This is a genomic window from uncultured Tateyamaria sp., assembly GCF_947503705.1.
GTDB lineage: Bacteria > Pseudomonadota > Alphaproteobacteria > Rhodobacterales > Rhodobacteraceae > Tateyamaria.
This window is the reverse complement of record NZ_CANNES010000015.1, coordinates 45,455-61,310: the sequence shown is the minus strand read 5'-3', so window position 1 is coordinate 61,310 and position 15,856 is coordinate 45,455. Positions and strand designations below refer to the sequence as shown.

Below are 15,856 nucleotides of genomic sequence, written 5' to 3'. Positions count from 1 at the left end.
AAGCGACCCGGGCGTGCGGGCCTTCCTTGGTTGGATAAAGGAAGAAGCGGCGCTGCTTTCGACAATCAATGCCTTGCACAGCGCCTTTCAGTGATCGTTCAGTCATTCAAGAACTGCGCCAGTGCCTGAATTTCTGTCTGGCGAAGCTCATGCCCCCCATCATGCGTTTCAACCGTTACACGCGCGTTCTGGTCTTCGAACCAACTGATCAGGCTGGTTGTCTTGTGCCACGGGGTAATCGGGTCATGTTCACCCGCCGTTACAAGAACCCGCTTACCCGCCAAGCCTGGCACTCTGCCCGGGTCCCATGTGATCAAGGGATGCAGCAGGGCCGCTTTGTCAAAGAGATCCGGACGGACCATCAAGACCGATGCCAATATGTTGGCGCCGTTCGAATACCCAAAGCCAAATACTGGCGCATCAGGATGCTGGGCCTTGTGGGCCTCAACATAGGCGATCATCTTGCTCGTGCGGGCCGCGAGATCATCCATGTCATAGACACCTTCCCCGGTTCTGCGAAAGAACCGGGATGCACCCATTTCGGACACATCTCCTCTTGGTGATACAACGCCCCCGCCCGGCATCAACTGCTGGGCGAGTGAAAAGAATTGATGCTCGTCCCCGCCCGTTCCGTGAAAGGCGAAAACGAGGGGTCGGCCGACCTGAGGTTCGACCGACATTGCGTGATAGTGAGTGGTGGCCATGGCACAAAATCCTCAGGCTGCCAGGGGTGGGAGCAATTGCTCAATCTGAGCGCGGTGGGCCTCGTAACGCGATGGCAGCTTGAGCGCCTCGCCGAGATGTGCCGTGTCTTCATCACGGTCAAAGCCCGGTTCATTGGTGGCAACTTCGAAAAGAATACCCCCAGGCGTCCGGAAGTAGATTGCCCAGAAATAGTCGCGGTCAATCACGGGCGTGACCTGGTATCCGGTATCCATCAGCGCCTGGCGGACGCGCAATTGTGCGGCCCGATCATTGACGGCGAACGCAATGTGATGCACGGACCCTGCGCCCTGATCGGCAACTGGGGCGGCGGATGCGAGTTGCTCGATGTCAATCGTATCAGCAGCGTTACCGCCTTCGATCAGATAGCGTGTGATGTCACCTTCCGTCTCTGCCTTTTGGTATCCCATAAAGGTCAGGAGTTCGCCGGTTGCCGCCGCATCACGGACACGGAATCGCGCACCATTAAAGCCAAGCACGCCCGCATTTTGGGAGATACCGCCGCCGGTCCAGGCCTCACGGTCGCGTACCTCACTTTCGACAAGTGCAAAGCTGTCGCCATCCGGACCGTCAAAGTTCAAACGGTTTTGGCCAAAGACTGTCTCGGTCTTCAGACCGGATACACCTTTCCCAGCCAGATGGTTCTGCCAAAACTCCAGGCTGCCATCTGGCACGGCAAATTCCGTAATGCCCACTTCACCCGCACCGCGACGGCCTTTGGGCATGTTGCCGAAGGGGAAATAGGTCATGATCGAACCGGGCGTTCCGACCTCGTCACCATAATACAGGTGATAGACCTCGGGCGCATCGAAGTTCACGGTTTTCTTTACCCGGCGCAGGCCCAAGGTTTCGGTAAAAAAGCTGTTGTTCTGGTTTGCATCCGCCGCCATCGACGTGACGTGATGCAGGCCCTTGATGTCTTTGATCATCTCGAAATCCTTCTGTTCGTTTTGTTGATGGAAAAATAAGCGAAGCCGCTATGTTCGAGAATAGAAACAATTGTGCATTTACTATTGCGGCCAGCGTAACAATAATCACCCAATGACAGACCTGAAATCGATCCGTGTCTTCCTTGAAGTCGCTGCCAAGCTGAACTTTGCCGCAGCCGCCAGGTCGCTTCAGATGACCCCGGCCTCCGTCACTCGGATCGTGTCCAAGCTTGAGGACGACATGGGGCAGCAGTTGTTCGTCCGCACCACTCGTCAGGTCTCCATGACAACGGCGGGGGCCATCGCGGCCACCCGCTACCGACCGATTGTCGAAGAACTCGACAGAACAACCGCAGACATTACCAAAGCATCCAGACCGGACATGGGCCGTCTGCGCATCAACGCTCCGATGTCTTTGGGCGTGCGCGTGATGCCGCAACTGGTCGAAAGCTTTCGCCTCGCTTACCCGAGGATCGAGTTGGAGGTCTTTCTGACAGATACGCTGGTCGACATCATCGAGGGGGAGTGTGACCTCGCTGTTCGGGTCTCGGAACCTCCAACGGACAAATCGACGATCTGGCGAAAAATCTGTCAGGTTCCGCGCCATGTGATCGCCGCTCCGTCGCTGTTTCAACGCGTTCCAAAGCCGCTTTCTCCTGATGACCTGAAACAGGACACATTGCTGGGTTACAGCGACCAAGGTCGCGCAGAAATCTGGAAACTGCGCAACGGCGGTCAACGGCGCGATGTAAAAACCTCGACCAAGGTGATCTCCAACAGCGGGGATTTCCTGTATTCCGTTGCAGCAGCAGGTGGCGGTATCTGCGTCCTCCCGGACTTTATCGTCCGGCAGGGCCTTGAGACCGGGGAAGTGGAAAAGCTGTTGCCGGACTGGGAAGCCTCGCCCCTTTGGTTGACTTTGTTTTATCCGCCTTATGAACAATTCCCGCCATTGGTCGCGACCTTCACGGATTTCTTTGAGGCCTATATGCGCGAATACAAAGGCATGATTTTTTGACATTGAGGTGTCGGGTGATCCGTCCCAATTCTCAGCAAATCCGGGGAAGCTGCTCTCCGACCAGCGTGTCGACCAATCGCTGACCACCAAAGAGCGTCTTCATCGTCACGCGTCCGGGGTGTCCGGCCTTGGCGCGCCCGATGATCTGGGCACCTTGCCCTTCACGCGTTGCACGCATTGCGGCAAGGGCAGCTTCGGATTCCGCCTGTGGCACAAAAATGACCAAAGTCCCTTCATTGGCGAGATAGAGTGGGTCCAGGCCCAGCACTTCACAGACGCCTCTGACTTCGGCCCTGAGGGGCAATGACGTCTCGTCAATTTCGATACTGACGCCTGCCGCCTCTGCCATTTCATTAAGGCACGAGGCAACGCCGCCGCGGGTTGCGTCACGGGCCGCGCGGGCGTTGGGTGCGGCGTTCAATACCGCCTCGATCAAACCGTTCAGGCTCTGGCAATCCGATTGGATGTCCGTGCTCAGCGCCATGTCACCGCGTGCGGCCAGAATCGCCGCACCGTGATCCCCCAAGACGCCATTCACGATGGCCACATCGCCCGGTTCGATGGTGTCCGCTGCCAGATGACGCTGTGCAGGGATGACGCCGACGCCTGAGGTGGTCACAAACACCTGGTCAGCCGACCCGCGCTCCACCACCTTGGTGTCGCCGGTGACAATTCGCACGCCTGCCTTCTCGGCCTCGGCCTGCATGGACGCGACAACGCGGCGCAACAGTGCAAATTCGCACCCTTCCTCAATGATGAATGCTGCCGAAAGCCAGAGCGGTTTAGCACCTCCTACTGCCAGATCATTGACCGTTCCGCACACGGCGATCTTGCCGATATCGCCACCCGGGAACTCGGGCGGGGTGACCACAAAACTATCAGTTGTAAAGGCGAGTTGCGCGCCCGGTGCGCGCAGCGCCTCGGCTGTCAAACGTGCCTGATCCTCTGATCCCGGTGGTTGAAAGACGTCCGTAAAAACCTCTTCGATCAGATCGCGCATGGCTTTGCCGCCACCGCCATGGGCCATGGTCACGCGGTCACCGCGCAGTCGAGAGGCTTTGATCGGTGTTGCCATATTCATTCCGCCGCCTCCATCACGTCATCATTGGCGCTGTACTGAAAATAAGCCGCACAGGCCCCTTCAGAGCTGACCATAAGCGCCCCCAAGGGCATTTCCGGTGTGCAGCCTTGGCCGTATTGAGGGCATTGGGGCGGTTTGATCCGCCCTGTCATCACCTGACCGCAGGCACAGCCATCGGGTTCGCTGACAATGCGCGGTCCGGCGCCATAGCCCACGCGAAACTTTTCTTCGGCGTCATAGGCGCGATAGGCGTGGCGGATGCGCAAACCGCTTGCGTCGATCTCGCCCAAACCGCGCCATTCGAAGGTCGGGCGGGGCTCATAGACGTCTTCGATGGCTGCAATGGACACCGGGTTCCCATGCTCTGGCACCACACGGGCGTACTGGTTTTCAACCTCTGCGCGGCCATCGCGGATCTGATGCAGAACCATCAAAACCGATTGCAGCAAATCAAGCGGTTCAAATCCCGCAACCACGATGGGCTTGCCATAATCCTTGGCGATGAAATCATAAGGATGCGTGCCAATCACCATCGACACGTGACCAGGCCCTACAAAACCATCGAGGACCATATAGGGGTCATCAAGCAGCGCCTTGATCGGGGGCGGGACAGTGATGTGATTGCAGAATACGCTGAAATTTCTCAGAGCTTCACGGGAGGCCTGTTGGATCGACAGCGCTGTTGACGGCGTCGTCGTCTCGAACCCCAATCCAAAGAACACTACCTCGCGGTCAGGGTTGCGGCGCGCCAGTTCCAGCGCATCCAGCGGGGAATAGACCATGCGGATATCGGCCCCATCCGCTTTGGCCTGCATCAGCGACTTGCGCGACCCGGGCACCCGCATCGCATCGCCGAAGGTGGCAAAAATCACTTCGGGACGTTCGGCAATTTCCACGCATTCGTCGATCCGGCTCATCGGTAGAACGCAGACCGGGCAGCCGGGACCATGAATGAACTCGATGCCTTCGGGCGTCAGCCGGTCCAGGCCATAACGAAAGATCGCATGGGTGTGGCCGCCACAGATTTCCATGATGTGGATCGGCTTTTCCTTTGTCGCCCCGATTTCGGCTGTGACGTCCTTGATTGCGCGCAAAACGTCCCTGGCAGCGGACGGATCGCGAAATTCCTCGACATATCTCATGATGCTACTCTCTCTGCCGGTGTATGCAGGGCTGCGTCACCCTGGGCCATGGCTTCGAGCGTTTCTTGTGCCTCGCCCAGTCCGCGCAACGCTTCGAGTGTTTTCTCGGCTTCGCCCTCGTCAATCACACTCATGGCAAAGCCCACGTGAATAAGCGCCCATTCCCCGATCAGGTCAGAGAGGTCCGGTGTGGCGACGCAAGCGACAGACACCTCCCGTCGCACACCAGAGATATCTGCAATCGCCATCAATCGGGTGGCATCGGTGATCTCGACGATCTGTCCCGGTATTCCCAGACACATGCCTCAGTCCTCCTGCGTGTTGTCGTGTTTGCTTGGTTGTTCGACACCGTAGCGGTCAAGTTTGGAGCGTAGTCCAACACGGCTCAGGCCCAGTTCCTCGGCGGCGCGGCTCTTGTTCCACTTCAGCCGGGTCAGCGTTTCGCGCAGGATCCGGGCTTCCATCACTTCGATACGGTCTTTGAGCGTCCCTTCGGACGACATGACATCGGCGGCCACGGGGTCGGGTCGCGCGCTGACGGATGGGTCGGCCTGCAGGATGTGCCTGGAAATCAGTTCTGGCCCCAGGCGCACGTCCTGCGTGCGGATCAAAAGGCGCGTCAACTCGTTGGACAGTTCCGGCAAATTGCCGGGCCAGTCATAATTGGCCAGAAACTCAAGGGCCAGATCGGTTAACCCCTCGACAGGTTTGCGATGTTGTTCGGCCAGTTCACCCAACATGTTCTGCGCGAGAATTGGCAAGTCTTCGACACGGGCGCGCAACGCATGCAGGGTCAATTCGGTGGCGGCGAGCGCATAATAGAGGTCCTTGCGAAACGTGCCTCGGGCAACAGCAGCGGCCAGATCGCTATGGCTTCCGGTCAGAAGCCGCGCGTCAGTTGTCAGCGTTTCGGTGCCGCCAACAGGTTCAAAGCTGCCCTCGGTTGCCACCCGCAATAAAGTCAGCTGCATTTGCGGGCTGAGCGCGTCGATCCCGTTCAGAAATACCGTCCCGCGCGACGCCTTTTGCAAAAGCCCGATTTTATTGTTGGGGGTGCCGGGAAGCGCGCCTTTCTTGGCCCCCAAGAGTTCTACCCGCAAAAGATCATCGGGCAGCCCGGCGCAATTGATCTCGTAAAACGCATGTTCAGATCGCAGTGACGCATAGTGCATCGCCCGGGCCATCGTGTCCTTGCCCGTTCCCGCCTCGCCAGAGATCAGGACCGGGACGTCAAAACTTGCGAACTGACGAGCCAGCTCGACCGTCGCATTCATCGGAGAGTTCGCCACGCGCAGGATTTTCTCAAACCCAAATCCTTCGCGCAGTGTGCGGCGTCGTGCTTCGACCTTGTTCTCGGCCGTCTTGCCCATAAAGCGCATTTCAAGGGACAGGCGGTCGTGATCCCGGCTCAGTTGGAATAGTTGTGCTGCATTCTTGGCGGCAATCATCAGTTGATCAGGATGCCAGGGCTTGGTCAGAAACTGGTAGATCCCCGCATCATTGATCGCGGCAATCATATCATTGGTCTCGGTGTAGCCGGTGATGATGATGCGCACCGTTTCCGGCCAGCGGTCGCGCACATCGGACAGAAATTCCACGCCCGTACGACCCGGCATCCGATGGTCGCAAAAGATGGCCTGGACGTAGTTCTCCTCCATGAGCGTCATCGCCTCATCCGCGTTCAGTGCGGTAAGGCAGTCAAAGTCGTCCTCCAGGGCCATGCGCATCGCCGAAAGAGAATGCGCTTCGTCATCGACCAAAAGAAGTGTCGGCAGCCCGCTCATTGCGCAGCCTTTGGCACTGCCTTGTCAGCAAGGTTGTTGCGCAACCAGGTAACCCAAGCCGCCATTCCCTCGCCCGTACGCGCGGACATGTGGAGGATTTCGATGCCCGGGTTCACGCGTCGCAGGTTCGCTTCGTAAAGCGACAGGTCGACATCGCAATGTGGCGCAAGATCAGTCTTGTTCAGGATCGCAAGCCGCGCGGCGGTGAACATGTCGGGATATTTTAGTGGCTTATCCTCGCCCTCGGTGACCGACAGGATCGCTACCTTGCAATCCTCGCCCAGGTCAAAGGCGGCCGGGCAGACAAGGTTCCCGACGTTTTCAATAAAGAGCAGTGCGTTTTCCGGCAGGTTCAGATGCTCCATCGCGTGGCCAACCATATGGCCATCAAGATGGCAGCCTTTGCCGGTGTTGACCTGAACGGCAGGGGCGCCGGTGGCGCGGATGCGGTCGGCGTCGTTTTCGGTCTGCTGATCGCCTTCGATCACCCCAAGGGATACGCTATCCAATGCTTCGATTGTCTTGCACAGCAGTGTCGTCTTGCCGGAACCGGGAGAGGATACAAGGTTGACCGCGAAGGCCCCGTTTTCGGCCAGCCGTTTGCGATTGGCACGCGCATAAAGATCGTTCTTGCTCAGGATATCCGTCTCGATCTCGATCAGCCGTTCCTGAGACATTCCTGGCACCTCGACCCCGGCAGGGCCGTGACCGTAGTGATGATGGTCGTGGGTGTGGTGGTGATGGTGGTCGGCGTGCCCGTGGCTATGGTCGTGCCCATGCACCTTGGTTTCACCTTCGCTGCATCCGCATACAGTACACATCTTATGCAACCTCCAAGTCTTTGATTTTCATTTCATCCCCGCCTTGCGGCATCAGCTTGCCACCGCCGCAGAGCGGACAAGGGTCCAACCGCTCGACGATTTCCACTTCTTTCATGCAGTCATAGCACAGCGCGCGGCCTGGTAGTTCCAGCGTGACCAGTTCGGCCCCTTCGGCCACAGAGCCGCGCATGACCACGTCAAAGGCAAAGTGCAGTGCACTGGTCTCAACCCCGGCAAAGCGCCCGATCTCGACCCGGACCCGCGAAATTTTCGAGACGTTGTGCACCCGCGCTTGATCCTCGATCACGCCGCGCATGCCTTCGCAAAGGGACATCTCATGCATGGGTCACCTCCTCGACCTGATCCCGTTCAAGCCTGATTGGAAAGCACGGATCGAGAATAGACAAGACCACCGGTGCGAGGGCATTTGCGCGGGCCGGTTCCAGTGTCGCGAGGCTGTGTTCCAACATGCCGCCGCGCATCACCAGATGATCCGTTGGTGTGATCCTTTGAAACTGCGTGATCCGGCCATTGGTAAGCTGGGCACAAATTCCGTAAAGGCCGCGGGCCGCAGGTACGACGCTGCGCCCTTGGCGCAGGTCGGCGGTAGGAAGTTTACCTTCCAGGCAGTCCGCAAGATCACAGGTGAGCCCGGTTGCAGACCAAAGTGGCCCACGCCCCCATCGCGTTTCGATTGCGATCATGACGGAATGGACTGCGTGACGCCCGGCGACCGAGTTCTCTTGTGCCATGCGGTCAAAGATGCTGTTCGATGTGGTTAGCGGCAAATCTGCGCGCACGGCGGAAGCAGGTGGAATAACTTGAGCGATGGCCTTTAGAACCGGCCCAATACCTGTGCCGCTGTCGAGAAAGGCCATGAATGCGTCGATAGAGGTCGGCATCCGCTGACCCGGGCCAAAGAGTGCGTCCCGAAGCGCGGGTGCGTCCTGCATCCACCCGATTGGCAGGGCCAGCGGAGGCACAGACAATTGGCCTGGCCATTTTAGGCAAAGCTTCAGAACATGCTCCTTTAGGATTTCGTATCGCAATGCTTGCCGCCAGCCCGGCTCTTGCGGCAACCCGAATGCCGCCCGCGCCGCAACACCTTGTGCAACCCGGCACAGATTAAACAGGCGTGGCAACAGCTCGGCCGCCTCTTCTACCGGCTTGCCCAGAACAAGTTCTGCAATGGGCAAAGGCACTGGCGGTCTGGCCCGCAATCTGGGTGATATGGGTTGCAGCAGCATCGGGTCAGCCCTGCTCTGCCATGCCTGCGGTGATGACGGCGCGGCGCGATGGTGCGTCCCGCAGCATGGGCGGGTCATCACGTTCGGGCGCAAGTTCGGCCTCTCGCGCCGCGCGGATGTCCGCCGCGCGATCAGTTTCGGCGCGGTTGCCTGCATCAAAAAGCGCAACCATCACTGCGGCGGCGACCTCTTGCGCCTGCATCTGGGATTTGAATTCCCCCATTGGTGAGAAGAGCGAACATGCCTTGTATCCGCCGATCTGTTCGCGGGTGTTGTGGATGAACTCGTATTCCCCCGATGGAAAGGCGACCAATTCCTTTTCGCCGGCAACAAGATCGGTCCAATCCTCATCTTCACCCGGCAGTTGGATCAGGTTCATGAACCAAGGCGAGATGAGAACACCCAAGGGGCGGCCGTCCACGATCCGAAACCCGACGGCCTCGACAGTGAGCAACTTGTTGACCATCGGCACGTCGCGCATCTTGGAGTGCCATATTTCGCGAAAATCGGCGACCAGCCGGGCGGTCACGCCATCAAGCTGTGCCGCCTCGGTTGCGGCTTCTGATCCGGGGTCTTCAAGGACCATGAATTGTTCCTTGGGCGCACTGCAATTGGGGCAGGACCAATCATCCGGCAAGTCGGTAAATGCCGTACCGGGTTCGACCTGGCGATAGTCATCCCCCTCCGCCGGATCATAGGGCGACCAACAGACTTTGCATTCCATGATGGCTTGTGCGCTGATCTTGTCGTTGGCCCCTAGAAAGCTGCCTTCGAAGCGGTTGGAAAACTCATTCACTGGATTGCCTCCAACACGCTCAGCAACCGCTTGGCGCTGTCGGCCAGATCTTCGCAGGCGGCCAATGCGACTTCGGGCACGGTTGTGACCTCGAATGTGTCGAGGATTAGGGTGTCCATCGAATTAAAGAACTGCACACGCCAGACATGCGGGAGGGCCGTCGCTGTGACCCGGCAATTGCCGTAGCCGCGCGACAGAATTGTCACCGCCCCTTCGCCCAGGGCCTGATCCAGCCAGACGAGGTCTTCCTCGGTATGTGGCAAAAGGGACAAGTTGATGACATGCATGGGCGCGTCCGGGTCAAAGGCCGCTGATTTGTCACTCAACTCAATCAACATGGGTGGGGCGTTGATGACCCCACTGACCAAGGGGGCGGTGTCGCCCATGGCCGGCCGTTTGGGTGCGAACGGGGCGTGGATGACGCAGGCAGGGATTTCAGCCACTTCGATCACGTCCCCCGCAGTCGACGTGAGCGTCCAGATCCCGGCAAAAACGCTTTCCTGAACAGCGATGGCAGGTATGTTGCGGATTTTAGCGGCCACCTCGCCACTCCCCAAAGTCTCGGCAATCAGATCGCGGTTTGTCTTGTCGAGGCCAGAGAGGGCAAACTGCTGCGTACCGCCGGTCTTTGCGATCCGGTCCGCGGCGGCGGCCACCTCACGCAAGAGCGCTATGGCCGGGGCAATATCGGCAAGATCAAGATCGTCCACTTCGGGCAGGCTGGGCGCATAGGTGCGCATGTCCTGTGGCAGCGGCATGTACTCAAGCTTGTCATCATTGCTGTCCAACGGTTGAGACCCCGGCCCAAAGCCTGTCGGCGGCATCATGAAAGGGTTTGTCATGGGCGTATTTCCTTATTCAGCAGCCATCGGAAGAGCGAGAATTTGGGTGATGCGTTCGATGTATTCCGACCAGTCCCGCACCTTGGGCAGGCCGCCGATCATCTGGTCTTCGCGGTAGAATATAACACTTGGCGTTTTGCGTACCTTGGTCGCCTCGCGCAGCTCGCTTTCGACGCTGTCGGCGGCGACTGCACAATCGAACCGGCCTTGAAACGCCTGACGCAACTCAGGGAGGATGACAGCCACATCAGGCGTCTCAAGATTTCGGGTCACGTCGCCGGGCACGAAAATCGCATGAAAGCCGGGCCTTTCCGTAAAGGTGGCAACATCTGCCATCGTTTCCAGCACCGGATAGTCGAACTCGGTCGTAAGCCGGGTGATCAGGGGATGTGTCATTCTGTATCCTCAACCTGTTGTCGCACCGGCATCCAATGCCGCCTGCAAATGAGCGGGCAATTGCGGCCCATCGTTTTCAAGATCAGCAAAGGCATTGCCCAGCGTTCCGCTCTCCATCAGAGATTGGAGACCTGCGAGGGCCGCCCCGATTTTCTGCGCCTCATCGGCTGTTATGATTTCGCGGGCCGCGCCCAGAAATGTCAGTAGCCAATCGCCGACCACAGCATCCGGCGTCAAAGACAGATCAATAAGCTCGCTGTGATGCCCGTTGGTAGTTGTTGCCGCAATTCCGTCGATCGCGGTGATCTGCATGGGGATGCCGACGCACATCGTTCTATTCCGCTACGGGGAAGAAACGGTCGTCACCAATGCGACAGGCGTCGTGTTCCGACGGGCGCCCCGCCTCATAGGCCTGATGCATGATGGACGCATCGGCAAGAAGATCGCTTTTGGTTTCGCCCGGTTCGGCGACAATCCCCATTTGTGCCAGTTTGGTCAGCGCGACCTCGATGGCGGGTTCGATTTGCGCAGCGACTACATCGCGCAGACCGCCGCCGTAATCCTCCAGTTCTTCCGGCTGGCACCCAATGAGCAGCAGCGTCTTGGGGCAGTATCCCATCAACTGCGCAGTCGCGATCACATCCTGAAAACCGGTCTGGTGTAGCGACATCTTCTTGGCCCCCATAAAGCGGGGCACCTCATCGCCTTCGACAATCTTCAGGGTGCCGGGCGCAAGGCCATAGTCCACAGCGTCGAACACAACGAGGGTGTCGGCCTCTTCCAGGAATGGCAGCAGGTAAAGCCCCTGCGTTCCGCCATCCAGAATTTTCACGGCCGGCGGCAATTTCCAGGATTGTGCCATCCGCTCGACACATCGGACGCCAAAGCCTTCATCGGCCCAAAGGACGTTCCCAATCCCCAGGATCAGTACGTTGTCTGTCATTCGTAGTCTCCTCCACACAGATCGGTTAATTGGTTTCCAATCTGCCGTTGAAGCGAGGCTAGCTTGCCATCTCATCTGAGGTCAAAAAAATGAATGAAATTTCAAGCATCTTACTATCCCTATGAATTTAAAGAGATTAACGGAATACCAGTGTATACAATGGAACTTATTGTGTAATAGTATCTTCCGAATTTGATAGAAACTGATCACTAGTCTTCCAAACGAAAAAAGCGGACGACTCGCGCCCGCCCTTTTGTGTTTTTCGGACCAAAGGTCAGTTGGGATCGTCGTCCTTGAATGTGCGTGTCCCCGAAATCATCGTCGACACCATGGTCTGCCGTGACATGATATCTTCGCGCACGGCGGCGTAGATGTGGATGATGATGAATACCACAATGGCCCACATGCCCAGATGGTGGATCTGGTGCATCATCTGGCTGCCGCCCACCAAGTCGAGCAGAGGGCCAAAGACTGTGTCCAGGATGCCGTCCCGCCCGACCCCTTCGGAATATAGTGCAAAACCTGTCACGATCATGAACGTCATGCCCACCGTCATGAAAAAGAACATCGCGATCTGGGCCAGCGGGTTGTGGCCCACGTATTTCTTGGGCTTCTTCTCTAGAAACATGTACCACCGCGCTTCGCCCCAAACTTCGGCCCACCACTTGCCATTGAACAGCGGCAGCTTGAACATCTGCCGGGCATGCGAATTGCCGACAAACGCCCAGTAGATACGCCCGAAAAAGCCGACGGTCATGATCATTCCGGCGGCGAAATGCGCAAACCGGATGTAGCCAAAGACGAACTGATAAGTTGCCTCGGCGATGATCATCGTCGGCGGTGGTGACCCGATCAGGTAGCCCGTGACACACAGCACAAGGATCGCAAGCGCGTTGATCCAGTGCCAAAGCCGAACAGGCGCTTCGTAGACATAGACCGAGGAATTGCGCGTGATGGTGGCCAGGTCCGCATCGGTCGCATCTCCCGTCAGGGCGATGCCGCTTCCTCTGTCAGTATCAACCGAACTCATGATTTCCACCGCTGATACGCCAGCACAGCAATCGTGCCGATGATCAATGTGGCCCCCAAAACCGGGCCTGTATGACTGACGTTGTGCACAGTGTCCGGAAGCGGTGCGTGACCACCATGGGCAAAAGACATGCCTGGGACCAGTGCGAGAAGTGTTGCGAATTTTTTCATGTCAGGTGCTCCCTCAGCGGACTTTGACGGTTGTAAGCTCATCGCCGTCTGGCGACATCACATGGGTCGAACAGGCCAGGCAGGGGTCGAAACTGTGCAATGTGCGCAGGATTTCCACCGGCTCTTCCGGTCGCTCCATCTTGGTGTTCATCAAGGAGGCTTCGAATGCGCCGATGTTGCCCTGACTGTCCCGAGGCGACCCGTTCCAGGTTGTCGGCACGACGCATTGATAGTTCTCGATCCGTCCGTCCTTGATCTTCACCCAGTGCCCCAGTGCGCCGCGCGGTGCCTCGGTCATGCCGACGCCTTTCGCTTCCGTGGGCCACGTCTTGGGGTCCCACTTGGCCACGTTTGCAGTGCTTTCGTCGCCGTTCTTGATGTTGGTGATCAGCTTGTCGAAGAAGTGTTTTTGCAGCCGTCCGCAGTATTCGGATTCCAACGCGCGCGCTGCCGTGCGGCCCAGGGTCGAGAACAGCGCCTCAACCGGCAGGTCCATCGTCCGCAACAGGCCGTTCACCTGATCGCTGATGTCCTCATGACCCTTGGCATAGCCGACGATATAGCGCGCCAGCGGCCCCACTTCCATTGCATGACCTTTCCAGCGCGGTGCTTTGATCCAGCTATACTTGGCACCTTCGTCGATCTGCTTGATATTGGTGCGGGTGCCCTTGAGGTTCGGACCCAACTCGAACTTCGCCTCAGTCTCTCCGTCCCAGGGATGCAGGCCTTTGCCCTTTTCTGCATATTCATACCAGGAGTGATCCACGAATTCCTGAATTTGCTCGGGATCACGCACATCGACGTCATGCACCGTTGTCAGGTCACCGTTGATGATTGCGCCACGCGGCAGATAAAGTTGCTCTGGCGAAAAGTCGTTCGGGTGTTCGGGTATATCGCCGTAGGCAAGGCAGGCCTGCGAGGAAAGGCCACCGCCATAAAGCCAGTTCTTGTAGAACCCGCCAATCGCAACGACGTCGGGCAGATAGACATTCTGGTTGAACTCGCGGCATTTGTCGATGATCGACGACACAAGGTTCAACCGCTCCATGTTGATGGCCCCGACGGCACCAGTGGAATGCACGTTGATCGGACAGGGCACGCCACCCACTAGCCAATTGGGGTGTGGGTTCTTGCCGCCAAAGATTGTGTGAACCTTGACGACCTCTTTCTGCAAATCAAGCGCTTCAAGGTAGTGGGTGGTCGCCATCAAATCCGCTTCCGGCGGCAGCAGATAGGCGGGATTGTCCCAGTAGCCGTTCTTGAACAGGCCCAATTGACCGCTTTCTACGAATTGTTTGAGCCGGTTTTGCACGTCCCTGAAATAACCGGGGCTGGAGAGCGGGTGGCTGGGTGACACGGCCTGCTGCAATTCGGACGTGGCCTTGGGATCGGCCCGCAATGCGTTGATCGGATTGACCCAGTCCAGCGCATGCAGGTGATAGAAATGTACAATATGATCATGAATCTGCAGGTTTAACTGCATGATATTGCGGATTGAGTTGGCGTTGTCCGGGATCGTGATCCCTAGCGCATCCTCGACCGCACGCACGGAAGTCAGCGCATGGGTGCCGGTGCACACACCGCAGATGCGTTCTGTAAAGGCCCAGGCGTCCCGAGGGTCACGCCCCTTGAGGATCACCTCAAGACCGCGCCACATCGTACCGGTGGACACCGCGTTGCGGATATAGCCTTCGTCATCGACGTTCACTTCACAGCGCATGTGGCCTTCAATCCGGGTCACCGGGTCCACGACGATGCGCTGGCCGGTGTCATCCAGATTGAAGCCGTTAGGTGTTTGGACAACCATGATCAGGCCTCCTCATTCGTGGGGGTTGGGGTCTTTTGTGCTTTGTTCTGAGCAGATTTGAGCGCCGAGATGGCCGCATGGGCTGCCACGCCCGCGCCAACGACGCCCGCGGCTGCAAATCCGATCTGATCGGCATTTGCCTCAACGCCGAACTGGGTGAGGTCCGTCACACGGTCATAGAAGGTGCCTTGATCCCAGAAACCGTCTTCGGAACAGCCGATACAGCCATGGCCGGATTGGATCGGGAAACTGACGCCTTCGTTCCAGCGGATGGTCGAACAGGCGTTGTACGTGGTCGGCCCTTTGCAGCCCATCTTGTAAAGGCAGTAGCCCTTGCGCGCGCCGTCATCATCCCATTCCTCGACAAACTGGCCCGCATCAAAGTGCGGACGTCGGTAGCATTTGTCGTGAATGCGCTGGCCGTAGAACATCGCCGGACGGCCTTGGCGGTCAAGCTCGGGCAGGCGATCAAAAGTCAGCATGTAGGTGATCACGCCGGTCATGACTTCGGCGATGGGCGGGCAGCCGGGCACTTTGATGATCGGCTTGTCGGTGATGACTTTGTGCACCGGGGTGGCCTGTGTCGGGTTTGGTTTGGCCGCCTGCACACAGCCGTAAGAGGCGCATGCCCCCCAGCTGATCACCGCCTTGGCGTCCTTCGCTGCCAGTTTGAGCTTTTCGACAAAGGGTTTGCCGCCACTGATGCAAAACATCCCGTCTTCGTTCAAAGGCGGGTTGCCCTCCACCGCGAGAATATACTGCCCTTTGTATTTCTCGATGGTCTCCATCATCGCCGCTTCGGCGGCGTGGCCTGCGGCGGCCATCAACGTGTCGTCATAATCAAGGCTGATCATCGACAGGATCACATCCTTGGCCAGCGGATGGGCCGAGCGGATGAAACTTTCAGAGCAGCACGTGCATTCAAGCCCATGAACCCAGATCACCGGAGTGCGCGGCTTGGTCTCCATCGCATGGGCAATTTGCGGCACAAATGCCGGGCCCAGGCCCAAGGCGGATGCCGTAAGCGAGCAGTACTTCATAAAGCTACGCCGGGTGATCCCCTGACTGCGCATGACGTCGTAAAATGTTTCTGTATTGGCCAAGGCTGGCTCCCTTCTTGCCCGTGT

General features: G+C 58.1%; 19 protein-coding genes. 1 reads left to right on the top strand and 18 read right to left on the bottom strand.

Features of this window, described 5'->3' with window-relative positions; translation table 11 throughout:
* Nucleotides 1-98: 98 nt before the first annotated feature.
* On the bottom strand, nucleotides 99-704 hold the full coding sequence (locus Q1A44_RS21020) for an alpha/beta hydrolase (RefSeq protein WP_299629221.1): 606 nt from the start codon (nucleotides 702-704) through the stop codon (nucleotides 99-101).
* 12 nt (nucleotides 705-716) lie between these two features.
* A complete protein-coding gene (locus tag Q1A44_RS21015) occupies nucleotides 717-1,652 on the bottom strand; it encodes a ring-cleaving dioxygenase (protein WP_299629219.1) in 936 nt (311 codons plus the stop codon).
* Between the two features lie 112 nt (nucleotides 1,653-1,764).
* On the opposite strand from Q1A44_RS21015, the gene Q1A44_RS21010 reads away from it, so the two are divergent.
* Complete coding sequence (locus Q1A44_RS21010) at nucleotides 1,765-2,670, top strand: LysR family transcriptional regulator (protein WP_299629216.1); 906 nt, start codon at nucleotides 1,765-1,767, stop codon at nucleotides 2,668-2,670.
* Between the two features lie 31 nt (nucleotides 2,671-2,701).
* On the opposite strand, the gene hypE is transcribed toward Q1A44_RS21010, so the two are convergent.
* The 16 genes from hypE to Q1A44_RS20930 form a co-directional block, all read right to left on the bottom strand.
* Nucleotides 2,702-3,751 (bottom strand): hydrogenase expression/formation protein HypE, encoded by a 1,050-nt coding sequence (gene hypE, locus Q1A44_RS21005; RefSeq protein WP_299629214.1) that lies wholly within the window; start codon nucleotides 3,749-3,751, stop codon nucleotides 2,702-2,704.
* The gene (gene hypD, locus Q1A44_RS21000) at nucleotides 3,748-4,893 is read right to left on the bottom strand and encodes a hydrogenase formation protein HypD (RefSeq protein WP_299629211.1); all 1,146 of its coding nucleotides are present in this window, start codon (nucleotides 4,891-4,893) and stop codon (nucleotides 3,748-3,750) included. Before hypD ends, hypE begins: the two co-directional genes overlap by 4 nt.
* Nucleotides 4,890-5,195: a HypC/HybG/HupF family hydrogenase formation chaperone gene (hypC, locus tag Q1A44_RS20995; RefSeq protein ID WP_299629209.1), complete on the bottom strand. Its 306-nt coding sequence runs from the start codon at nucleotides 5,193-5,195 to the stop codon at nucleotides 4,890-4,892. Before hypC ends, hypD begins: the two co-directional genes overlap by 4 nt.
* Before the next feature lie 3 nt (nucleotides 5,196-5,198).
* Nucleotides 5,199-6,677 (bottom strand): sigma-54 dependent transcriptional regulator, encoded by a 1,479-nt coding sequence (locus Q1A44_RS20990; RefSeq protein ID WP_299629208.1) that lies wholly within the window; start codon nucleotides 6,675-6,677, stop codon nucleotides 5,199-5,201.
* Nucleotides 6,674-7,498, bottom strand: coding sequence for a hydrogenase nickel incorporation protein HypB (gene hypB / locus Q1A44_RS20985; RefSeq protein WP_299629206.1), 825 nt, complete (start codon nucleotides 7,496-7,498; stop codon nucleotides 6,674-6,676). Before hypB ends, Q1A44_RS20990 begins: the two co-directional genes overlap by 4 nt.
* Before the next feature lies 1 nt (nucleotide 7,499).
* The gene (gene hypA, locus Q1A44_RS20980; RefSeq protein ID WP_299629203.1) at nucleotides 7,500-7,841 is read right to left on the bottom strand and encodes a hydrogenase maturation nickel metallochaperone HypA; all 342 of its coding nucleotides are present in this window, start codon (nucleotides 7,839-7,841) and stop codon (nucleotides 7,500-7,502) included.
* Nucleotides 7,834-8,700 (bottom strand): hydrogenase expression/formation protein HupK, encoded by an 867-nt coding sequence (locus Q1A44_RS20975; protein ID WP_299629201.1) that lies wholly within the window; start codon nucleotides 8,698-8,700, stop codon nucleotides 7,834-7,836. The genes hypA and Q1A44_RS20975 overlap by 8 nt, the downstream gene beginning before the upstream one ends.
* A 49-nt stretch (nucleotides 8,701-8,749) precedes the next feature.
* On the bottom strand, nucleotides 8,750-9,469 hold the full coding sequence (hybE, locus tag Q1A44_RS20970; RefSeq protein WP_299629227.1) for a [NiFe]-hydrogenase assembly chaperone HybE: 720 nt from the start codon (nucleotides 9,467-9,469) through the stop codon (nucleotides 8,750-8,752).
* A 68-nt stretch (nucleotides 9,470-9,537) separates the two neighbouring features.
* Nucleotides 9,538-10,383, bottom strand: coding sequence for a hydrogenase expression/formation protein (locus Q1A44_RS20965; RefSeq protein ID WP_299629199.1), 846 nt, complete (start codon nucleotides 10,381-10,383; stop codon nucleotides 9,538-9,540).
* Between the two features lie 12 nt (nucleotides 10,384-10,395).
* On the bottom strand, nucleotides 10,396-10,779 hold the full coding sequence (locus Q1A44_RS20960; RefSeq protein WP_299629197.1) for a hydrogenase accessory protein: 384 nt from the start codon (nucleotides 10,777-10,779) through the stop codon (nucleotides 10,396-10,398).
* 9 nt (nucleotides 10,780-10,788) lie between these two features.
* A complete protein-coding gene (locus Q1A44_RS20955) occupies nucleotides 10,789-11,109 on the bottom strand; it encodes a HypC/HybG/HupF family hydrogenase formation chaperone (RefSeq protein WP_299629196.1) in 321 nt (106 codons plus the stop codon).
* 4 nt (nucleotides 11,110-11,113) lie between these two features.
* Nucleotides 11,114-11,722: a HyaD/HybD family hydrogenase maturation endopeptidase gene (locus Q1A44_RS20950; protein WP_299629193.1), complete on the bottom strand. Its 609-nt coding sequence runs from the start codon at nucleotides 11,720-11,722 to the stop codon at nucleotides 11,114-11,116.
* 274 nt (nucleotides 11,723-11,996) lie between these two features.
* Complete coding sequence (gene cybH, locus Q1A44_RS20945; RefSeq protein WP_299629191.1) at nucleotides 11,997-12,752, bottom strand: Ni/Fe-hydrogenase, b-type cytochrome subunit; 756 nt, start codon at nucleotides 12,750-12,752, stop codon at nucleotides 11,997-11,999.
* Nucleotides 12,749-12,922, bottom strand: coding sequence for a hypothetical protein (locus tag Q1A44_RS20940; protein WP_299629189.1), 174 nt, complete (start codon nucleotides 12,920-12,922; stop codon nucleotides 12,749-12,751). Before Q1A44_RS20940 ends, cybH begins: the two co-directional genes overlap by 4 nt.
* Before the next feature lie 13 nt (nucleotides 12,923-12,935).
* Nucleotides 12,936-14,729 carry a nickel-dependent hydrogenase large subunit gene (locus Q1A44_RS20935; RefSeq protein WP_299629187.1) on the bottom strand — a complete coding sequence of 598 codons (1,794 nt, stop codon included), beginning with the start codon at nucleotides 14,727-14,729 and terminating at the stop codon, nucleotides 12,936-12,938.
* A gap of 2 nt (nucleotides 14,730-14,731) precedes the next feature.
* The gene (locus tag Q1A44_RS20930; RefSeq protein ID WP_299629185.1) at nucleotides 14,732-15,832 is read right to left on the bottom strand and encodes a hydrogenase small subunit; all 1,101 of its coding nucleotides are present in this window, start codon (nucleotides 15,830-15,832) and stop codon (nucleotides 14,732-14,734) included.
* Nucleotides 15,833-15,856 lie beyond the last annotated feature (24 nt).

Bases quoted from the DNA above. Each gene is read 5' to 3' on its own strand.
- Q1A44_RS21020 (WP_299629221.1), bottom strand. From the start codon at position 704: ATGGCCACCACTCACTATCACGCAATGTCGGTCGAACCTCAGGTCGGC.
- Q1A44_RS21015 (WP_299629219.1), bottom strand. From the start codon at position 1,652: ATGATCAAAGACATCAAGGGCCTGCATCACGTCACGTCGATGGCGGCG.
- Q1A44_RS21010 (WP_299629216.1), top strand. From the start codon at position 1,765: ATGACAGACCTGAAATCGATCCGTGTCTTCCTTGAAGTCGCTGCCAAG.
- hypE (WP_299629214.1), bottom strand. From the start codon at position 3,751: ATGAATATGGCAACACCGATCAAAGCCTCTCGACTGCGCGGTGACCGC.
- hypD (WP_299629211.1), bottom strand. From the start codon at position 4,893: ATGAGATATGTCGAGGAATTTCGCGATCCGTCCGCTGCCAGGGACGTT.
- hypC (WP_299629209.1), bottom strand. From the start codon at position 5,195: ATGTGTCTGGGAATACCGGGACAGATCGTCGAGATCACCGATGCCACC.
- Q1A44_RS20990 (WP_299629208.1), bottom strand. From the start codon at position 6,677: ATGAGCGGGCTGCCGACACTTCTTTTGGTCGATGACGAAGCGCATTCT.
- hypB (WP_299629206.1), bottom strand. From the start codon at position 7,498: ATGTGTACTGTATGCGGATGCAGCGAAGGTGAAACCAAGGTGCATGGG.
- hypA (WP_299629203.1), bottom strand. From the start codon at position 7,841: ATGCATGAGATGTCCCTTTGCGAAGGCATGCGCGGCGTGATCGAGGAT.
- hybE (WP_299629227.1), bottom strand. From the start codon at position 9,469: ATGGAATGCAAAGTCTGTTGGTCGCCCTATGATCCGGCGGAGGGGGAT.
- Q1A44_RS20965 (WP_299629199.1), bottom strand. From the start codon at position 10,383: ATGACAAACCCTTTCATGATGCCGCCGACAGGCTTTGGGCCGGGGTCT.
- Q1A44_RS20960 (WP_299629197.1), bottom strand. From the start codon at position 10,779: ATGACACATCCCCTGATCACCCGGCTTACGACCGAGTTCGACTATCCG.
- Q1A44_RS20955 (WP_299629196.1), bottom strand. From the start codon at position 11,109: ATGTGCGTCGGCATCCCCATGCAGATCACCGCGATCGACGGAATTGCG.
- Q1A44_RS20950 (WP_299629193.1), bottom strand. From the start codon at position 11,722: ATGACAGACAACGTACTGATCCTGGGGATTGGGAACGTCCTTTGGGCC.
- cybH (WP_299629191.1), bottom strand. From the start codon at position 12,752: ATGAGTTCGGTTGATACTGACAGAGGAAGCGGCATCGCCCTGACGGGA.
- Q1A44_RS20940 (WP_299629189.1), bottom strand. From the start codon at position 12,922: ATGAAAAAATTCGCAACACTTCTCGCACTGGTCCCAGGCATGTCTTTT.
- Q1A44_RS20935 (WP_299629187.1), bottom strand. From the start codon at position 14,729: ATGGTTGTCCAAACACCTAACGGCTTCAATCTGGATGACACCGGCCAG.